This window comes from Bacteroidales bacterium, assembly GCA_016709865.1.
GTDB lineage: Bacteria > Bacteroidota > Bacteroidia > Bacteroidales > VadinHA17 > LD21.
On the sequence record JADJLX010000006.1, the window covers coordinates 249,224 to 268,514 of the forward strand.

Annotated in this window: 11 protein-coding genes and 1 tRNA gene; 2 read left to right on the forward strand and 10 right to left on the reverse strand. The window is 41.3% G+C overall.

The annotated features are described in order from the left end of the window. Positions 1-118: 118 nt before the first annotated feature. From IPJ16_17475 to IPJ16_17515, 9 genes are all read right to left on the reverse strand, one after another. Entirely contained in the window at positions 119-2,365 is a 2,247-nt protein-coding gene (locus tag IPJ16_17475; GenBank protein ID MBK7628958.1) for a carbohydrate binding family 9 domain-containing protein, read from the reverse strand. A gap of 148 nt (positions 2,366-2,513) precedes the next feature. After that, entirely contained in the window at positions 2,514-3,272 is a 759-nt protein-coding gene (locus tag IPJ16_17480) for a response regulator transcription factor (protein MBK7628959.1), read from the reverse strand. A 4-nt stretch (positions 3,273-3,276) separates the two neighbouring features. Further along, entirely contained in the window at positions 3,277-4,329 is a 1,053-nt protein-coding gene (locus tag IPJ16_17485; protein MBK7628960.1) for a histidine kinase, read from the reverse strand. A gap of 102 nt (positions 4,330-4,431) precedes the next feature. Then, complete coding sequence (locus IPJ16_17490) at positions 4,432-7,278, reverse strand: beta-galactosidase (GenBank protein ID MBK7628961.1); 2,847 nt, start codon at positions 7,276-7,278, stop codon at positions 4,432-4,434. A gap of 12 nt (positions 7,279-7,290) precedes the next feature. Further along, complete coding sequence (locus IPJ16_17495) at positions 7,291-8,322, reverse strand: glycosyl hydrolase 53 family protein (protein ID MBK7628962.1); 1,032 nt, start codon at positions 8,320-8,322, stop codon at positions 7,291-7,293. Positions 8,323-8,346: 24 nt separating this feature from the next. After that, positions 8,347-9,744 (reverse strand): sugar porter family MFS transporter, encoded by a 1,398-nt coding sequence (locus IPJ16_17500; GenBank protein MBK7628963.1) that lies wholly within the window; start codon positions 9,742-9,744, stop codon positions 8,347-8,349. Positions 9,745-10,259: 515 nt separating this feature from the next. Next, positions 10,260-11,513, reverse strand: a complete 1,254-nt coding sequence (locus IPJ16_17505; GenBank protein MBK7628964.1) for a methyltransferase — start codon at positions 11,511-11,513, stop codon at positions 10,260-10,262. 27 nt (positions 11,514-11,540) lie between these two features. Then, the gene (locus IPJ16_17510) at positions 11,541-13,019 is read right to left on the reverse strand and encodes a Gfo/Idh/MocA family oxidoreductase (protein MBK7628965.1); all 1,479 of its coding nucleotides are present in this window, start codon (positions 13,017-13,019) and stop codon (positions 11,541-11,543) included. A 14-nt stretch (positions 13,020-13,033) separates the two neighbouring features. Next, positions 13,034-13,795, reverse strand: coding sequence for a DUF1080 domain-containing protein (locus IPJ16_17515; GenBank protein ID MBK7628966.1), 762 nt, complete (start codon positions 13,793-13,795; stop codon positions 13,034-13,036). A gap of 199 nt (positions 13,796-13,994) precedes the next feature. On the opposite strand from IPJ16_17515, the gene IPJ16_17520 reads away from it, so the two are divergent. Beyond that, positions 13,995-16,226 (forward strand): hypothetical protein, encoded by a 2,232-nt coding sequence (locus IPJ16_17520; GenBank protein ID MBK7628967.1) that lies wholly within the window; start codon positions 13,995-13,997, stop codon positions 16,224-16,226. A gap of 56 nt (positions 16,227-16,282) precedes the next feature. On the opposite strand, the gene IPJ16_17525 is transcribed toward IPJ16_17520, so the two are convergent. Further along, positions 16,283-16,355 (reverse strand) — tRNA-Arg (locus IPJ16_17525). 206 nt (positions 16,356-16,561) lie between these two features. Here IPJ16_17525 and IPJ16_17530 point away from each other — a divergent pair. Beyond that, positions 16,562-19,225 carry a leucine--tRNA ligase gene (locus tag IPJ16_17530; protein MBK7628968.1) on the forward strand — a complete coding sequence of 888 codons (2,664 nt, stop codon included), beginning with the start codon at positions 16,562-16,564 and terminating at the stop codon, positions 19,223-19,225. The last annotated feature ends 66 nt before the right edge of the window (positions 19,226-19,291 follow it).

The window sequence follows — 19,291 nt, forward strand, 5'->3', positions numbered from 1 at the left end:
CTATTATGACAAAGAAGATAGCTGAATTATTCCCGGCATCCGGATTCGTTTATATAAAATACAGGGACACAGTCATAAACTGCATCCCTTTTTTAAATTATGGATCAACTCACTAACCCTATAAAGTAAAAGTATAAGTATATTTAAGAAGGATAGATCTGTTATTAAATGTTGGAAGTCTTGGGTCCTCCAGACTCCTGTATGTATTTCTTCCTTCATTGTAAACAATAAAGAAATCGTTTCCCTCCTTCGGATTATATCTAAGTCTCAGGTTGTTAACAAGCGCATTATCAACGCTGTTGTACTGAATAAATGAGCTGACAGATAGTTTAGTGGTAAACATTGCCAGAGCTTTAAACCTTACAATGTTACCGGTGAAGCTCTGATTCCGCTCATCAAAGTTGACCTTATTGTATTCATAAGCAACACTAAGCTGCAGGGTTGACCCGATATTCCAGTTTGGTTCCAATGCAACGGTGAAGCGATTGCCATCATAAAAATTGCCGGCAAATGCATCAAGATTTACCAAAATTGATTTTGAATCGGGAGAATGAAGATGAGTCTCGAACTGAGAGAAGTTATATTTTCCAACAGGGACATCAGCATCGGGAGCGAAACTGAAGAGCTTCTCTACATTCTCAAAGGCGTTATTCACCTCAAGCATACCGTTATAGCCTGATTTCAGGAAGAAATTATACTTCAAAGCAAACTCTGATGATTGAGTGTTTCCCGAAAGATTATCGGTATAGGTAAAAGCACTGAATTCAAATTTGTGATTCAACAGCAAAGAACTTTCACCCGGAATCCATCCATATTGCAACATTCCGGAATAGTATGAATAATTATTACGTTGCTGATATCCTATTTCAGGTTTAAAATCCTTTCCGCTGATAGTGTATATGAAATCATACCCAAGGCCTCTGTCATTATATCTTTTCCAGTTAAAGAATACTCTTGTGGGATCGATAGATGCCGGATTGTTTTCTGCATTTTTTGCCATCACCTGAGCCACTTTCAGATTCAGATAATCATTCTTCAGAATCTTGAATATACCGTCAAGTCCATATGCAGAATTATATGTCCCGTCCATTCCCAGCCTGTTTGTCAGGATCCCTCCCACATAACTGTTTCTGTTGATTACCTGCCGGCGGAGCCTCAGCACGCTGAAGTTTTCAGAGGGAAGAGTACTCTGTGCCTGGTCAGAGGGATCAAACTCATTTGTCTGCATATCGAGGAAACCAATATCCCATTTCCCGGCCATTCCTGTTATCCTTGCCCCTCCGAGAATAGGTACCTGCTCACCTCTGTTCAGTCCTATTCTTCTGCTGTAAAAGAGATTATTCTTCCCTTCAAATCCAAAATTAAAAATACTTGAACGCTCCTGGAAAAATGTTCGTTTCTCAGGAAAAAAGAGTGAGAAACGGGTCAGGTTAACCTGCTGATCATCAGCCTCTACCTGGGCAAAGTCAGTGTTTAATGTAACATCCAGTGTCAGGTTATTTGTAATTCCATACTTTGCATCTAATCCGGCATTTATTTTAGGACTTCCTTTCAGATCGTATCCGGTTTTGGTTTCATTCAGAGTATTGTCCTGCTGGAATCCTGTTATTGCATAGGGTGCCAGATAAAATGGTTTCTTTGACTTGATGCCTTCAAATTCAATCTCTTTAGCCATAGAAGGACGATAAGTACTGTACACTCCCCAGTCAGGAGGAATAGCAGGGTATATATCTATCTCATTTTTGTGAGCTATCCTTCTGAAACAGATCAGGCCCATTACCACCTTTCCATTATTCTCTTTGAAACGCATACTCGAAAAAGGGATTCTCATTTCGAGATACCAGCCATTTTCATCCATTGTGGTTTTGACATCCCAGAAAGTATTCCAGCTATTATTAAAAGGTGGATTCCGCGGATTACTTGCTATCCCGTCATTAAGAACCGTCAGGTCGTTTCTCAATCCGCTCGGAGTTGTGGAAAAAACAAGTGCATTCTCTTTATCATTAAATGAATCAAATACCAAAGAAAGTGATTCATTGCTGTTTGATCCTTCGTCACGCTTTTTGGAAGTAATAAGCATCCCGTTCGCCTCAGAATCGTAAAGCCTGGCCCCGACATATATATAAGTATTGTCATAGCAGATCATCACTTCACTTTTTTCAGAAGGATTGTTACCAAAGGTTGGTGTGTGCATTACCATCGGAAGTACCCCGACGCCATTCCAGCTGGCATCATCAACAATGCCATCAAATTTTAATTCCCCGCTGATTCTGGGAATCGAAATCTGCTCCTGAGAACGTGCAGCTAGCGGAAGCAAAATAATTGCTGCTGCCAATACGAATTTTTTAAGTCTTACCTGTCTCATATTATTTTCAATTAATCATGTTTCTATTCTGATATTTATTCTATTTGTCTTTCAACGACAAATCTAAAATCTGAACAGAGATTAATTTGGAAAATAATGCTGAGACTGAAAAAAAGGTCAGTGAAATGTCCTGGAAGCCGTGTAAATTTTAATTACCTCCAAACCAGTTTTTAAATTCAGGAATCCTGGCTTTACTTATAAGAATTTTTTCAGGAGCAGTCAGTTTAAGGTTAACAGATAAACGGCTGTTAAACCACAGGTCTATATCCTTAATGGCTTTCCTCGAAATTATATACTGCCGGTTAGCCCTGAAAAAATCGGCAGGATCAAGCAGTTCTGCAAGTTCATCGAGTGTGTATTCAAATCTGAACGACTTTTCATCAAACTTAACAGCTTTGACTGTTCCTGAATCGATGTATATATAAGCTATTTCAGCAGATTGTACAGGTATCAGTTTATCTCCTTTTGCAGGGATTAAAAAATGTGACTTATATGTAAGACCCTTTGTAAATGTGTCTATGAATTTTTTGAAGTCATCCTGAGATGAATTCTTGGGTGAAAGAAGTTCAAGCTTTCTGATCGCACCCTTAACTGACACTGCATCGATTGGCTTAAGAAGATAATCAATACTGTTCACTTTAAATGCCTTCAGAGCATACTCATCATATGCTGTTGTAAATATAATAGGGCATGATACTGAAATATGTCTGAATATTTCAAATGCGGAACCGTCTGCAAGATGAATATCCATAAAGATGAGATCGGGCTGAGGATATTTTCTGAACCATTCAACTGACTCTGTAATTGATTCAGTTACCGCCAGAACATCTATTCCGCCAACCTCGTCAATGACATGCCTCAAATGTTTTGCTGCAAGAATCTCATCCTCAATAATCAAAGCTCTCATCCCGTTATGGTTTTATTAAGGGTACCTCAACCCTGAATTCGTTATTTTCCTTGCTGATACTTATATCTTTCCTGAGAAGTAACTGGAATTGCTTTGCAAGGTTTGTTAGTCCGATTCCTGTTCCATCCTCTTGTGTAACCTTCTCCTGTAAGTTGTTTGTAACAACCAGACTTTCATTGTCCGTTGTAAAAATTGTAATTGTGAGCGGATTCCGTCTGCTTATCTCATTATGTTTTACTGCATTCTCCACTAAAGTCTGGATAGTAAGCGGAGGAAGCTTGTAGCCTGAGTATTTTTCGTCTATTGATGTCTTAACAACCAGGTTTGTATCAAATCGCAGTTTGATAAGGAACATGTATGAATCGGTAAAATCCATTTCTTCTTTAAGGACTACCAGCTGTTCCAGGTTGCTTTGCAGTGTATAACGCAGAGCCTTTGAAAGATTATTCACATATTCCTGTGCAACATTGGGAGACTCTTCAATAAGTGTCTTCAATGCAGTAAGAGAATTAAAGAGGAAATGAGGACTAAGCTGGTTTTTAAGTGATTCGTACTGGCTTTGCAGATTCTCGCGCAATAGTTTTTCATTCTCTATCAGAATAGCCTGCCTGTCGAAGAATAACTTAATTACATATACACAGGCTAATACAATTGTCGCAGTAAACATATCCCTGAAGAAATAGAGTAAATTAAACTTACCGGGATTATTCACATCATTCAGAAAATGTTTTATCGCAAAAAACAAATCGCTTAAAAAGTAGACTGAAATCAGTGTTAGTATTATTGAAACAGCTATTCTCTTTAAGCCAATTTTTTCAATCCTGCTTAATGGCCTTATTGTGTAATAATTTATCATAAATGTACAGAACGCCACCATCCCTGATACGAAAATCTCATCGATTACATCAGAAAGGGTCTCTCTTCTCATGTTTCCATGCATACCAATGCTTCCATCAGAAAAGAGCCCGAGAATTGAATTGAAATGAATCAGGGTGCTGATTCCTAATGAGATCAGCGCCACAATTTTTATATATCTCCAAACTTGTCCGCTTTTCATATCATTCAAATATACAGCGCTATATGATTGTAAGTTTTTATATAAATGCGAAATGTCCAAATCATACTCTGAAACTGAATATTCCGGACCTGAATTTTGAAGCTATTCCATTATACTTTTTATTCTGCTCAGATCAACCTTAATCTGTGGATCAAACGATTTACTATTCATATACTTCAGGAGCGATTGCAATAATTGTCCTGAAACTGGTCTTTCTTCAATTTTATCTTTCAGATCTATACTGCAGATAAAAAGTTTGCCATTTCCTGCTTTTGCTTCAAAGGCCAGGGCCAGGCGTCTGTTCTCGAACCATGTGTCTATAGGTTGTATTAAGGGATGAAGTTCAGCAGGAAAACCGTCTATGATCATCGCCTGAGAATGGGTTACCGGATCCCACCATTGCCAGTTGCTGTGATATTCAGTTGGAAAATCTGAAAAAAGCGGGTGTTTCGGATCGCACAGGATCCCGAGTGTATGAGGAGGCTGGTTATTTGTCCATGCAGTATTCCAGAATATACTCGAGAAGCCGATAGCTACCTGAGCCCCTTTTGTTTTTCCAACTTTGCCATAAGTAAGAAGAAGAACCGATCTTCCTTTTTTCAATACATCTGAAGCATTTTTATCAAGAGTTTCGGTAACCAAAACATTTCCCGGACTGATTTGCTGTTTTTCAGGATAAACCCAGAAATCCCATTTATTAACATAAGGTGTTTTATCGATAGAGACCTCCAGCCTTATTTTCTGAGCTTTGGTAATTTTTGCCAGGGCAAGGTCGAATGAGAACGATCCGATACTGATGCAATTTCCGATACCAACAGGCATACCCTTAAACACATGTACAGTAAGTGTATCCATGTTCTCCATGATCAGCTTGCAGATCACCATGTTATCCTTAAGCGGGCTTTCGCCAAAATGAGAAATCTCAATATCGGCTTTAAAGGTCTCATTTGATAAAAAAACATGTTTCTCCATTCTGGCCAGAGGTACCGTTTCATTACAGAACATCCGGAACTCTTCAGGTGTTACATATCCCTTTGATTCGAAGAATGGATTTAAGATCCCTACCAGTGCAGTCCCCTGTCCGGGAAAATCATGAAGCTGAAGGATCTGAAATCCGGCAAAGCCCGGAGTTCTTAACGCAGCCTCTATCTCAGCCTTATAACACAAGACCTGTAGCTTTCCCGAAGCCATCAGAAAGTCCTCTGCCTGTTCTCCCATTCCATTATCATTCAGTGTTTCTCTGAATATTTCAAAGTTTGTGGCCTTCAGTACCCCTGTGTATTTTTCAATCTCCTTAAAATCGGGGTAAACACACCACTGACCTATCTCATGGCTCACTGTAGGTATTGAGAAACCTGAAACATACTCACGGAAATCATACATTGTCTGAGGCGGCACAGCATTGATAATACTCTTCAAACCCTCACCCCAGTGTTGTATCCTTGGCTCCGGACTCAGATTATAATCATTTTCCGGTATTATCGGCCATCCGGCTGCAGATGTGTAAACCCTTCTGTTGTCTTTGGCTTTCCAGTAAGTCAGAAGCTGCCCGAGGTACTCTTTCTGTTTGCCTCCGGCCGGTTCATTGCCATACGCAAGCATGACGAATGAAGGATGATTTCCATACTCTTTTATTATTCTGTCACCTTCTTCATAAATAAACTTGTCAATTGTGCCTCCATCACCAATTGAGGTCCCCTGGTTCGCCCATGAGCTACATTCAATATGAAAATAAATCCCAAGTCTGTCGGCTGCCTCAAATGCAGCTTCAGGCGGACAGAAAGAGTGGAAACGGACATGATTTAAACCATAATCCCTGCAAATCTGAAGTACTTTTTCCCACGATTCATAATCAGTAGGAGGATAACCTGTAAGCGGAAAAATGGCACATTCCGTCGTTCCTCTTAAAAATACCGGAGTGCCGTTAACAGCGAATCTGGTTCCTTCAGCTTTGAATTCCCTCATACCAAAATCGTCTGATTTCTTATCAATAAGGTTTCCGTCTGATCCTTCCAGACTTACATTGAGTTTGTACAGAACAGGATTGAATTCACTCCACATCTGCATTTTATTCCCCAGAGGATAATCAATAATCAACTGAAGATCTTTTGACGCAGTATTTGCACTGACTTTCATCTTGCCGGAGATACGAGGTCCATCTGTATTGAAGCTTCCGGCTTGAAGAATAACATTTCCTTCAAATGATTTTCCCGAATTATTTGTTATAGCTACAATTACCTTTGCTGATTTAGTCTTAATGTCAGGATAGACCCTGATTTCATTTATAAAAACCCGTGAAGATGCTCTGAGACTGATATCACCTGCAATGCCGTTCCAGTTCGATTGGGTATGGTCACTTATGCTATGGGAGTTTACACCAACAGGAATCACGATACTATTATCAATACGGATAGAGATTCGGTTCTTTCCTGTAACAAGAAGATCCGTAATATCAAATTGGTGAGGAACTGCCAGACTGTTTTCACTTCCGGCTTTCTTACCATTCACATAAACTGTAGATTCCCAATGGGGTCTTTCAAGAAACAGGATTACATTTTTTTCATCCCATCCTGCAGGTAAATCGAATTCCTTCTGATACCAGGCAGCACCCTTGTAGTACTTAACAGGTTTCAGCCAGAATGGAATTTTTATATTTCCCTTTTCACGGTATTTTGCATATCTGGTATCGGTGAAATATGTTTTATCAACTATATCACCGGTCCAGGGAGTATTAAGATCAACCTCATATCCTTTTCCATTCTCTGCCATTGATCCCGGAAGCTTAACTATCTCTTCAAGAGTCATTTCGTACCAGCGGTTCTCAATACCTGAGTTGAGCGAATCGATTTTAAATTTCCATTCGCCTGCAAGTGAAAGTTTTTGATTAGGGTCAGTTTGCTCTGCAGTGCAACATGAAAGCAAAAGCATCAGCCAGATCAGATTTTTCATTCTTCAGATTTTTTAGTTTTCAAGAAATGCATCCAGTGCTCTGGTTGGCCTGCCATCGCTTCCCCATGCACTTAATCCATAACGGCTCCAGCTTCGTGCACCTTCAGGCTCCCAGTATATTACACCAAGGCCTTTTCCATCAGGAACCTCCCTGACCTTTTTAATGACTGCCACCAGCATGTCATAAGTATTATCAACTTTAAAGTCTTCCCCTCCCACTTCAACTACCATAACCTCTTTACCATATCTTGAAGCCATGTCTTTCAGATTATTTCCCAGGGCATCAATTGAAAGTGTATAATCAGGCTTGTCTTTCAGCCAGTACGGGTAATAAGAAAAACCTATTACATCGTATCTTGCGCCATTTGCCTTTGCATTGTCAAACCAGGTTGTGAATCGCTCACTGTTATTTCCCTGATCGATATGAAGGAGTACTTTTGAAGCCGGACTGACTGCTTTGATTGCATCATATCCTTTATTAATGAGCTGTGCAAGCTGGCTCCAGTTTGAGGTACTTCCTTCAGGATATATCATTCCGCCAGGGGTTTCATTTCCAACCTGAACCCATTCAGGATAAATACCGGCCGATTTGAGAGCAGTCATAACATTAAAAGTATAATTGTATACATCTTCCAGTAATGTCGGGAAATCGTGGCCTTCCCATGCTTTGGGTTTCCTCTGCTTACCGGGATCGGCCCAGCTGTCGCTGTAATGAAAATTTATCATTACCATCATCCCCCATTTCTTTGCCCTTACTGCCATTGCCACGGTTTCTTCTTTGCTGCAATGCCCGCTGCCTCTGTCCAGAGAAGGATTCACAAAAGTTCTTAACCTTATTGTATTCATTCCGTGATCTTTAAGGATTTTGAAGCAATCTTCCTCAACACCCTGATCGTTATAAAACTTATATCCGGTAGCTTCCATCTGAGGGAGCCAGCTTATATCACCTCCTTTGGCAAAAGTCTGCCCTGAAGATTGACCGCTAAATAATTGCAGAAAAACAAATGCAGATAAAACGTTTCTTAAAAAGGCTTCTCTTCTCATCGGTTTTAATTTATTATCCGGAAATTATCTTATTGTTAACTCTTGTTCTATCTCTTCAAGTGACTTGCCTTTTGTCTCAGGCAGTTTTCTGAGAATAAACCAGAAACCAAAAATGCAGATGATACCATAAAGCCAGAAAGTACCTGAAGCATTAAGCAGCTTATTAAGCAGAGGAAAGGTATAGGTAAGAACAAAACAGGCAGTCCATAATGCAAAAGTTGCAACCGACATAGCAACACCGCGGATCCTGTTTGGAAAGATCTCAGATAGAACAACCCAGGTCACCGGAGCAAGCGACATGGCGTAACAGGCTATAGCAATTACAACCATGATAAGTAATGGCAATCCCTGCATATGAAAGAAATACATGGTGCCGGTAATTGTGAAGATCATTGCCAATCCGCCTGCACCAAAAAGCATTAGTGCTTTTCTTCCAAGCCTGTCGACAGTGAACATACCGACAAAAGTAAATACCAGATTTACGCTGCCCGTAATTACAATATTAAATAGTGTATCCGATACACTATATCCGGCATTTGCAAATATTTCCTGAGCATAATTGAATATCACATTTATCCCGCACCACTGCTGAAAAACAGCAAGTACAACACCTAAAACAATAATTTTAATTGTCCCTGACTGACGCAGAAATGAGAATTCAGAATTTAAATTTTCAGAATTAAGAGTTCCATTTATTGAAGCCAGCTCGGCTGATGCAAATTGTGCCCCCCCTATTCTCGTCAGAATACCCAGAGCCTTCTCCTGCTTTTTATGGTCTTTTGCCAGCCATCTCGGACTCTCCGGTACCAGCCACATCAGAATAAAGAACAGGATTGCCGGAACAGTACAGGCGTAGAACATCCAGCGCCATCCTGTTTGTCCATTCCATGAATTCATGATATCATTTACTGTTGCCCCTGCAGCAACCGGCTCAGCTATTCGCCAGTTAATAAGCTGTGCAGCAAGAATCCCGATAACAATTGTGAGCTGATTGATTGATACAAACCGGCCTCTTACGCTGCCTGGAGTGACCTCGGCAATATACATTGGTGAGAGATTTGATGCCAGTCCGATTCCTATCCCTCCAAGAATTCTGAAAAGGACAAACATAAAGAAAGAAGTGGCACCGCCTGTACCTATTGAAGCAGCAACAAAGAGAGCTGCAGAGAGTATCAATAATCTCTTTCTGCCGAACCTGTCGCTTAGCCAGCCTGATATTACTGCTCCTGCCAGACAGCCAATTAGTGCACAGCTCATAGCCCATCCCTGCAGAAAAGCACTGTCTGTAATTCCGAAAAATGGTTCATAGAATGGCTTTGCACCTCCGATAACAACCCAGTCGTAACCAAATAACAGGCCACCCATGGCTGAAACCAGCGAAATTGAAATCAGATAACCCCAATTGTATTTAATGTAAGTCATATAGGAAATTTAAATCCAAACCCCCCCGGCCCCGGGGGCCGGGGGCGGGGGGGGGGGGCGGGGGTTTTGGAAAAAATTTTTTTTTTTTTTTTTTTTTCTTTAAACCACGTTTTTTCCCCCCCCCCCCCCCCCCACGTTTTTTTTTTTTTTGTTTAAAAAATAGAAAAATTAAAATACCCCAAAAAAAAACACCTGGTTTTTTTAAAAAAAAAAAAAAAAAAAAAAACAAAAACCCCCCCCCCCCCCCCCCCCACCTAAAATTTTTACCTCCCCCCGCCGCCCCCCCCCCCACTGCCAAACCAACTTTTCCCCCCCCCCCCCCCCCCCCAAAAAAAACAAAAAAAACACCCCCTCCCCCCCCCCCCCCCCCCCCCCCTCACCAAAAAAATTCCCCCCCACAAAAATCATCATTTTTTTTTTTTTTTTTTTTTTTTTAAAACAAAATTTCCCCAAAAAAAACCCCCCCCAAACCCCCTTGGGGCCCGGGCGGGGCGCCGGGCCCCCCCCACTGTGCCCTATAATTCTTTCAGGGCTTCAAGCATTGCAACCACATTCCCGAAAGGAACATTAGCCTGAATATTATGGACAGTATTAAAGACAAATCCTCCGTTATTGTTAAAGATTTCACACTGCAGTTTTACCTGATCCTTAACCTGGGCAGGGGTTCCGAATGCAAAAGCACCCTGTGTATCAACACCGCCGCCCCAGAATACCAGTTTGTCGCCATACTCTTTCTTGAGTTTACGCGGATCCATACCCGAAGCATTTATCTGAACAGGATTTATAATATCAAATCCGGCTTCAATGAAATGTTTCATCAACGGTTCGACTGCCCCGCATGAATGCTTAAATGTTTTCCAGTTTGTATTCTGATGAATCCAGTCATTAACTTTCCTGTAGTATGGGAGCCATAAAGAATCGAAGGTCTCAGGTGAACAGAATGTTGAATTCTGTGTACCGAAATCAGTTCCGCAGGTGAATACCACATCAATTTTGCAGCCGATCACCCGGTGAAGCAATTTCAAATTCTCTATCGCAATATCAGTCTGCCTGTCATATACTTCCCTGACATAATCTTCCCGAATCAAAGTGGAAATATACCACTCTTCAATACCTCTTATACCTTTTGGATGTTTAAGATTAATTGCAGGCACAAGAGCGATATCGCCAAGGGCTGTGCCGCCCAGAGAGGCGATTACGCCTTTTGAATTATCATCAAGGGAGTCAACCTTTTTCTTCCAATAGTCAAGGTCCTGCTGTGTAACATGACCAAATTCCTCAAGGTTATCTTCGACATTCAGTTTTGAGTCATCTACAGGCTTCTGTCTGTCGAGTGCATCAAAAAAATATCCGGTCTTTGGCATCATGGCACACGGAGGGACAGAAGTATCACCCTCTGGATACATAAGGATATCTCCGTTACTGTTAAAGGTATAATTGAAAGTACCGGGAAACATAACCTCCTGTCCCCACAAAGTCTTATGAACCTTCCAGTTTTCATTCGGCACTCCGAACATGTTTTTGGCTCCGAACAATCCTATAACATCAAGTTCCATAGCTTTTACCAGCTCTGAATCTATCTCTCCCAGCATCTGGTAAGGTTCTATAACTTTTACGGGTCTTTTCTCAAGTCCATAATATTCCCTGAGTTTTTCAACAATAAGGACATGAATTCCTGTTACACCAGTAGTGCCAAAATCCACAACCACCCTGTCGGGTTGCTGGTGATTTATTGTCTTTATAAAGTTCTCTTTGGAAGTATTTGCCATTTTTTATTTTTTTAAAGAAGCTAAGTTTCATGGCATTGAAGGAAGATTCCATCCTTCTCTGTATGTATGTTTAATATATCCGTTTGCTGCTTCGAGTGCGTTGAAAGTTTTATATTGCTTATCAAAGGTCGGATGACCGTCATGAACACTGAATTTATCAGATGTAATGATCCTGAGTTCCTCATTCGGAGAGATGTTTGTGAATTTCATATTCTCTCCATCCCATTTAAGTGCTTTGTTCAGACCCTGAAGCCTGATGGAAAGTACTCCCAGCAGAACCATCTCGTTGAATGGTCCTGAATAGGCAAAATAGGATGTCCCTTCTGTTCTTGATTCAGGCGACTCTTTGCAGGCTCTGATCCAATCCTGTTCATGAGGCCCGTCAATGTAGCCTGTTGCACCCGGAATTCTCCGCAGATATGGTTTCACTTCAGGTACTCTTCCCGATAAAAGTCTTGGATTAAAACCTCCACAGCCGCACATCAGAGTATCTTTTGATCCGATAAACAAACAACCTCCAAGTCCATCTGCCATCAGATTTTCTCCTTCGGGCAACAGATCAGATAAATTAGGAAGCAGGCCTCCATCATACCAGTTTACCTTAACAGGAGGCATTGCCAGCTTTGGCATATTCTCTCTGGCTGGAAACGAAAACTCAACTGTCTCTGCCTGCGGAGCCGACTCTGTGTTTATTGAAGTTGAACTTCCCCTAACCATATCGGGATACCCAAGTTTCAGTGATCTGTAAACAGGATCAAGCACATGGCATGCCATATCTCCGAAGGCACCGGTACCATAATCCCACCATCCCCGCCAGTTCCATGGTGTATAGATCTCATTGTACGGTCTCATGGGTGCAGGTCCTGTAAACAGGTCCCAGTTCAGTGTCTTTGGTACTGGCATCTCTTTCGCTGGTCTTTCAATCCCCTGCGGCCAGATCGGCCTGTCGGTCCAGGCATGAACTTCCCTTATTTCGCCAATCTCGTTATTCCATATCCACTCACAAAGCTGTCTCACTCCATCACCTGAGTTACCCTGATTTCCCATCTGGGTGGCAACCCTGTGTTTTTCAGCCAGCTTCGTAAGCAGCCTTGATTCATAAACCGAGTGTGTAAGAGGCTTCTGGCAGTAAACATGTTTGTCAAGCGTTAGAGCAGTTGCAGAAATTGCTGCATGGGTGTGGTCGGCTGTTGCTACCATTACTGCATCAATCGACTTTCCTAATTCATCAAACATCTTCCTCCAGTCCCAGTATTTTTTTGCCGATGGGAAATCTCTGAAGCAGGGTTCAGAATACTTCCAGTCAACATCACATAAAGCAACTATATTCTCTGTTGCCATACCTTTCAGGTTGGGATGTCCCTTTCCGCCGATGCCTATCCCTGCAATATTCAGCTTATCGCTCGGTGCTTTATGCCCTGACCCGCCTAAGACACTGCGCGGGACAATCGTAATAGCGGCGGCTGCGAATCCTGTCTTTTTTATGAAGCTTCTTCTGTCTGTCATTTTTTAACCTCCTGCTATAACTCTTTTATTTTTATAGAGCGATACCACACTTTAGTCCCATGGTTCTGAAGTGAAATATAACCTTCATCGTATTTGCCCCAGTCGGGGAAATCGGTCCATTTTCCGCTGTTTCTCAATTTAAGCCATTCTTCTGAATTTTTAACAAACTTCACAACAACCTGACCATTAAGAATCTGTGTTACATTGTTTCCGTCAACAACAAGGAGCAGCTGATTCCATTCGCCAACCGGTTTATAAGGTTTAACCATCGGAGTATACATTGCATAGTTTGCACCACTTATCTGCCACTCTTCAAGTTTACCGGGCCACCCATCCTGGTCAATAATCTGGACCTCGGGACCGGTCTCATAAGGATATTTATAAATAGTGTCCTCGGCAATTTGATATATGATTCCGCTGTTAGCCCCGCTGGTAAGCTTATATTCAACAGAGAATGCAAAACTCCGGTATTTTTTATTGGTAAGGATATCGAGACTCTCACCTCCTCCTGTTGTGTTCATTGTGAAACATTCATCCTCAATGGCCCAGCAGTCGGGAAATGATTTCATATTATAACCATGCCATCCGCCGGTTGTCTTTCCATCAAACAAAAGGGTCCATCCTGCTTTTGCCTCACCAGGCGACAATGAATTTGGCGTATTATTACCGGAAACCTGTTTCCATAGCGACATGGGTTCACGCGTGTCAGAATTTGTGCATGCAATTACTGCAAATAATAATACCGGAAAAAGGTAATTAATCATAAAGGTTTTCATATTTTTAATTTTTGAAAGTTAAGTATCAGTTAAGCCGAATTTATCTGATATGAAAAATACGATTTTTATTGTAAAAAATAACAGCATTATTCATTTTTAAGAAATTAATCACTAATCAAAATTATATTGCTGTTCAGAATAATCATAGCAGAATCAATCAAATAATTATTCTGAAGAATCTAAAATAAAACCGGTAATTATGACTAAGCAAACTACCTTACTGAACCCTGTAAAAAAGATCACTAACCTAATCAAATCCGATACGGAAACCCATATCTGGAATTTCTCAAGTGTCGGAGGCGTCAACAGGGTAAACCTGTTATCAGGAAATGATATTAAATCGCTGGATCAGCTCGATCAGAAATTATGGACTGCACTTAGTTGTCCTGTACATGGAATGGAAATTGATTCCAAGACACTTGCACTGATTGATTCAGACGGTGATAACAGAATAAGAGTTCCTGAGATTATCGCGGCTGCAAAATGGATCACTTCACTCCTGAAAAACCCTGATGATCTTATTGCAGAAAACAAAAGCCTTCCACTTTCTTCTATAAATGATTCAACTGATGAAGGAAAAGCATTGCTGGCTTCTGCAAAACAGATTCTCAAGAATCTTGGCAAACCTGATAATATAGAAATCACTGTGAAGGAAACATCTGATTTCGCCGGTATTTTTGCAAATACAAAGTTCAATGGCGACGGAATTATAACGGAAGATTCTGCAGATGAAGAAGAACTGAAGAAACTGATCAAAGAAATAATCAGTTGCATTAATGCTAACAACGACAGAAACGGGAAACCGGGAATTAACACCGAAAATATAACTGATTTCTATAAACAGTGTGAAGAGTACTCAGAGTGGTACAAATCAGCTGAAGTGAATGCCGGTAAAATTCTTCCTTTTGGAGCGAATACCGCTGAAGCGTTGAGTGCTTATCTGACAGTAAAACCAAAGATTGATGATTTCTTCTTACGCTGTCAGCTTGCTGAATATGATCCGGCATCAGCTGAGGTATTTAATCTGTTCAAGTCACAGTATGAGGCTATAAGTGCAAGAAATCTCTCAGCCTGTAATGATGAAATTGCCATGCTACCTATTGCCAAAATGGGATCAAAAAAGACTTTACCCCTAAATGAAGCAATAAATCCTTCATGGGAGAAAGCTCTGGAGAAATTCAAAACTCTTGTTATTAATCAGTTATTCTCAAATAAATCGCATATCACACTGACAGAATGGGAATCAATTCCTTCTAAATTCGATAATTATAACCAATGGATCTCCTCCAAAAAAGGAGCTGCTGTAGAAAAATTAGGACTTGAAAATATCAGGGAAGTTATTAAGAAGAATGACAAGGATAAATTACTCGCTTTGATTGACCAGGATCTGGCTTTGAAAAACGAAGCCGACAATATTATCCTTGTTGATAAACTTACCCGTTTTTATCGCGACCTGTACACTCTTCTGAAAAACTATGTAAACTTTAACGATTTCTATTCATCCGATACCGATGCCATCTTCCAGGCCGGAAGGCTATTTATCGATCAGCGTTGCTGCGACCTGTGCATTAAAGTAAGTGACATGCCAAAGCACAACAGCATGGCCGGATCGAGCGGAATTTGTCTTGTATATTGTAATTGCATTGCCCGGCTTACAAATGAATCGATGACAATTGTTGCTGCACTAACCGATGGTGATATTGATAATATTACTGTAGGCAGGAACGCAATTTTCTACGACAGGCAGGGGCGCGACTGGGATGCTACAATAATTAAAATTATTGATAATCCGATAAGCATACGCCAGGCTTTCTGGTCGCCTTATAAGAAGTTCTCAAGATTTCTTAATAATCAGGTAGAGAAATTTGCATCCTCAAAGGAGAAAGCCGTTGAAGCATCAGCCAGTTCACATGCGGAGAAGGTTACAACAACTGTAGATACAGCTGTTAAATCAGGTCCGGCGGCACCGGCTGCCGCACCGGCTCAGCCTTTTGATATTGGTAAGTTCGTCGGGATTTTTGCAGCATTAAGTCTGGCTTTAGGTGCCATAGGATCTGTGATAATGTCAATATTGACAGGATTCTTTAAGTTGCACTGGTGGCAAATGCCTCTGGCAGTTCTTGGAATAATCCTTGCGATTTCTCTGCCTTCAATGGTTCTTGCCTGGCTGAAACTCCGTAAGAGAAATCTGGCTCCGGTACTCGATGCAAACGGTTGGGCTGTGAATGCAAGGTTAACAATCAATATCCTTTTCGGAAGAACACTTACACACCTGGCATCATTACCTGAGAACTCAAAAGTTGATCTGTTCGATCCGTTTAAGAAGAAGAAGAACCCATGGCCTGCAATAATAATTGCTGTTATACTATTTGCAGCAGGTGTTTATCTGCTTTGGTATTATGATATTCTGACTAAATGGGGGATAATGTAATCCTGATTAAATGCGCAGAGACGCAATGCATTGCGTCTCTACCAACATTTTGTCTGTGATCCCGGGGCGACTCGAACGCCCAACCAACAGAACCGGAATCTGTCATTCTATCCATTGAACTACGGGACCGGATCAATACTGCAAAAGTATAACCAAATGCCGGGTTTTACAACTAATTGAAAATAATAACCACAGAGACACGGATTACACAGAGGTTCACAGAGATATGCCTCCGTGACTTCTCTGTGATCTCTGTGTCTCCGTGGTTAAAAGGAAGGAATGAATGACAATTGCCAAAGTTTTTCTAATTTCGCAACCTTAAACTTAATCTGATTATGGATTACAATTTTCATGAAATAGAAAAGAAGTGGCAGAAATACTGGGAGGATAACAAAACATTCAAAACTCCTGAAGATTTAACAAATCCGAATAAATGCTATATCCTCGACATGTTCCCCTATCCTTCAGGCGCAGGATTGCATGTTGGTCATCCTGAAGGCTATACAGCTACTGATATCTTCAGCAGATATAAGAGGATGAAGGGTTTTAACGTTCTTCATCCTATGGGATGGGATGCGTTCGGACTTCCTGCAGAACAGTATGCTATCCAGACCGGAACCCATCCGTCAATAACTACAAAAAATAATTGTGATACTTTCAGAAGACAGATCAAAGAATTAGGTCTGAGCTACGACTGGGATAAAGAAATAAATACAACCGATCCGAAATATTTTAAATGGACCCAGTGGATTTTCATACGTCTTTACAATACATGGTTTGATCATAGTCTGCAGAAAGGCAGGCCAATATCTGAATTACATATTCCGGAAAAAGTTAAGCAACTTGGTCATAATGAGGTTGTTAAATACATTGATTCTCAGCGACTTGCATACTATGCCAATGCACAGGTCTGGTGGTGCCCAAGCTGCCGTATCGTGTGTGCAAACGAAGAGGTCCTGACCGATGGCTCGCATGAAAAATGCGGAAACAGGGTTGAAAAGAAAAACCTTAAACAATGGATGCTCCGTATTCAGCTATATGCAGAAAGACTGCTTAAAGGTATCGACAACCTCGACTGGCCCGAAGGCATCAAGGATATGCAGCGCAACTGGATCGGAAGATCAACAGGTGCCGAAGTTGATTTCAGCATTGCTGGTCTTGATAAAAAACTGACAGTGTTTACGACACGTCCTGATACACTCTTTGGTGCAACCTACATGGTACTTGCGCCTGAACATCCGCTTGTTGACGCCATTACCACAAATGAAAAGAAGGCTGATGTTGAAAATTACAAGAAGGCCACTTCTCTGAAATCTGACTTGGACAGAACTGACCTGGCAAAAGATAAAACAGGTGTATTTACAGGCAGATATGCTATTAATCCTGTTAACAACAAACAGATCCCGATCTGGGTTGCTGATTATGTATTAACAGGTTATGGTACAGGAGCAATAATGGCAGTGCCGGCACACGACACGAGAGACTTTGAATTTGCACAGAAATTCAATCTGCAGATCGCCTGCATTCAGGATCCTGCAGTAACAGACCCTGACCAGAAGAAAAGAATCCTTGAAGGGAAAGAGTGCTGGACAGAAGATGGAAAATATATCAATTCCTCAAATGAATCAACCGGCATAAATATTAACGGACTTAATAAAGAAGCAGGAATAGCTGAAATCACTAAGTGGCTGGAAAGCAGAAACCTTGGTACCTCAAAAGTAAACTATAAACTGCGCGACTGGCTCTTCAGCAGACAGAGATACTGGGGCGAACCATTCCCTGTGATTCACTGGGAAGACGGAGAGATTTCTCTGCTCAAAGATAATGAGCTGCCTCTTGAACTGCCAAAGCTTGAAAAATATCTGCCTGGAGAATCCGGAGAATCACCTCTCTCCAATTCTGACGAATGGCTGAATGTAACTGATAAGAACGGAAGGAAAGGAAGAAGAGAGACCAACACAATGCCTCAATGGGCCGGTTCATGCTGGTACTATCTGCGCTTTATCGATCCGCTCAACGACGAACTGATCTTTGACAAGGCAAAAGAAAAATACTGGATGCCTGTCGATCTGTATATTGGCGGCGCTGAACATGCTGTTCTCCATCTCCTTTACAGCAGATTCTGGCACAAGGTACTTTTCGATCTGGGAATTGTATCAACCGATGAACCTTATCAGAGATTATTCAATCAGGGAATGATCCTTGCCTTTGCATATGAGACAGAGTCAGGTGCAAAAGTGTCAGGTGACCTGGTCGAAGAACGTGAAGGCAAATACTTTCATAAGGAGACTGGTTCCGAACTGAAACAGATCGTCGCCAAGATGTCGAAATCGCTCAAAAACGTTGTTAATCCCGATGATGTCACATCAAAATACGGGGCTGACTCACTGAGACTTTATGAGATGTTTATGGGGCCTCTTGACGTCACAAAACCATGGGACGATAAAGGAGTAAAAGGTGTTTTCGGATTCCTTGGAAGAGCCTTCAGATTCCTGTCAAATCCTGAAAATATCGTTCAGGGAGAAGAAGATCCTGAAGTGTTGAAGGGCCTTCATCAACTTATTAAGAAAGCTGCCGGAGATATTGAAACACTTCGCTTTAATACAGCAATCTCTGCAATGATGATATTCCTGAATCTTGCAACGAAAAAGGGAAAAGTCACACATGAAACAGCATGCACTTTCGCGAGGGTATTATCACCCTTCGCACCTCATATGGCTGAAGAGTTGTGGCACCTCCTTGGAAACAGCAATTCGCTTGCATACGAGCCATGGCCTGAATTCAATGAAGAGTACCTTAAAGAGGATAACTTCGAGTACCCGGTATCTTTCAACGGGAAGATGAGATTCAACATTTTGCTTCCTGTAAGTATGTCGAAGGAAGATATCATCAAAACGGTACTGGCTGATGAGAGGGCAAAAAAATGGATCGGTGATTCTACTCCTTCTAATATTATTGTTGTCCCGAACAGGATTGTGAATATTGTGGTGAAGAGCTAAAAAAGACGGGAGACGGAAGACGGAAGACGGAAGTAAAACCATTTTCTTCAGTCTCCGGTCTTCGGT

Coding starts and splice junctions, on each gene's coding strand:
- IPJ16_17515 (MBK7628966.1), bottom strand. CDS start 13,795: ATGAAAACCTTTATGATTAATTACCTTTTTCCGGTATTATTATTTGCA.
- IPJ16_17480 (MBK7628959.1), bottom strand. CDS start 3,272: ATGAGAGCTTTGATTATTGAGGATGAGATTCTTGCAGCAAAACATTTG.
- IPJ16_17510 (MBK7628965.1), bottom strand. CDS start 13,019: ATGACAGACAGAAGAAGCTTCATAAAAAAGACAGGATTCGCAGCCGCC.
- IPJ16_17505 (MBK7628964.1), bottom strand. CDS start 11,513: ATGGCAAATACTTCCAAAGAGAACTTTATAAAGACAATAAATCACCAG.
- IPJ16_17520 (MBK7628967.1), top strand. CDS start 13,995: ATGACTAAGCAAACTACCTTACTGAACCCTGTAAAAAAGATCACTAAC.
- IPJ16_17500 (MBK7628963.1), bottom strand. CDS start 9,744: ATGACTTACATTAAATACAATTGGGGTTATCTGATTTCAATTTCGCTG.
- IPJ16_17530 (MBK7628968.1), top strand. CDS start 16,562: ATGGATTACAATTTTCATGAAATAGAAAAGAAGTGGCAGAAATACTGG.
- IPJ16_17495 (MBK7628962.1), bottom strand. CDS start 8,322: ATGAGAAGAGAAGCCTTTTTAAGAAACGTTTTATCTGCATTTGTTTTT.
- IPJ16_17490 (MBK7628961.1), bottom strand. CDS start 7,278: ATGAAAAATCTGATCTGGCTGATGCTTTTGCTTTCATGTTGCACTGCA.
- IPJ16_17475 (MBK7628958.1), bottom strand. CDS start 2,365: ATGAGACAGGTAAGACTTAAAAAATTCGTATTGGCAGCAGCAATTATT.
- IPJ16_17485 (MBK7628960.1), bottom strand. CDS start 4,329: ATGAAAAGCGGACAAGTTTGGAGATATATAAAAATTGTGGCGCTGATC.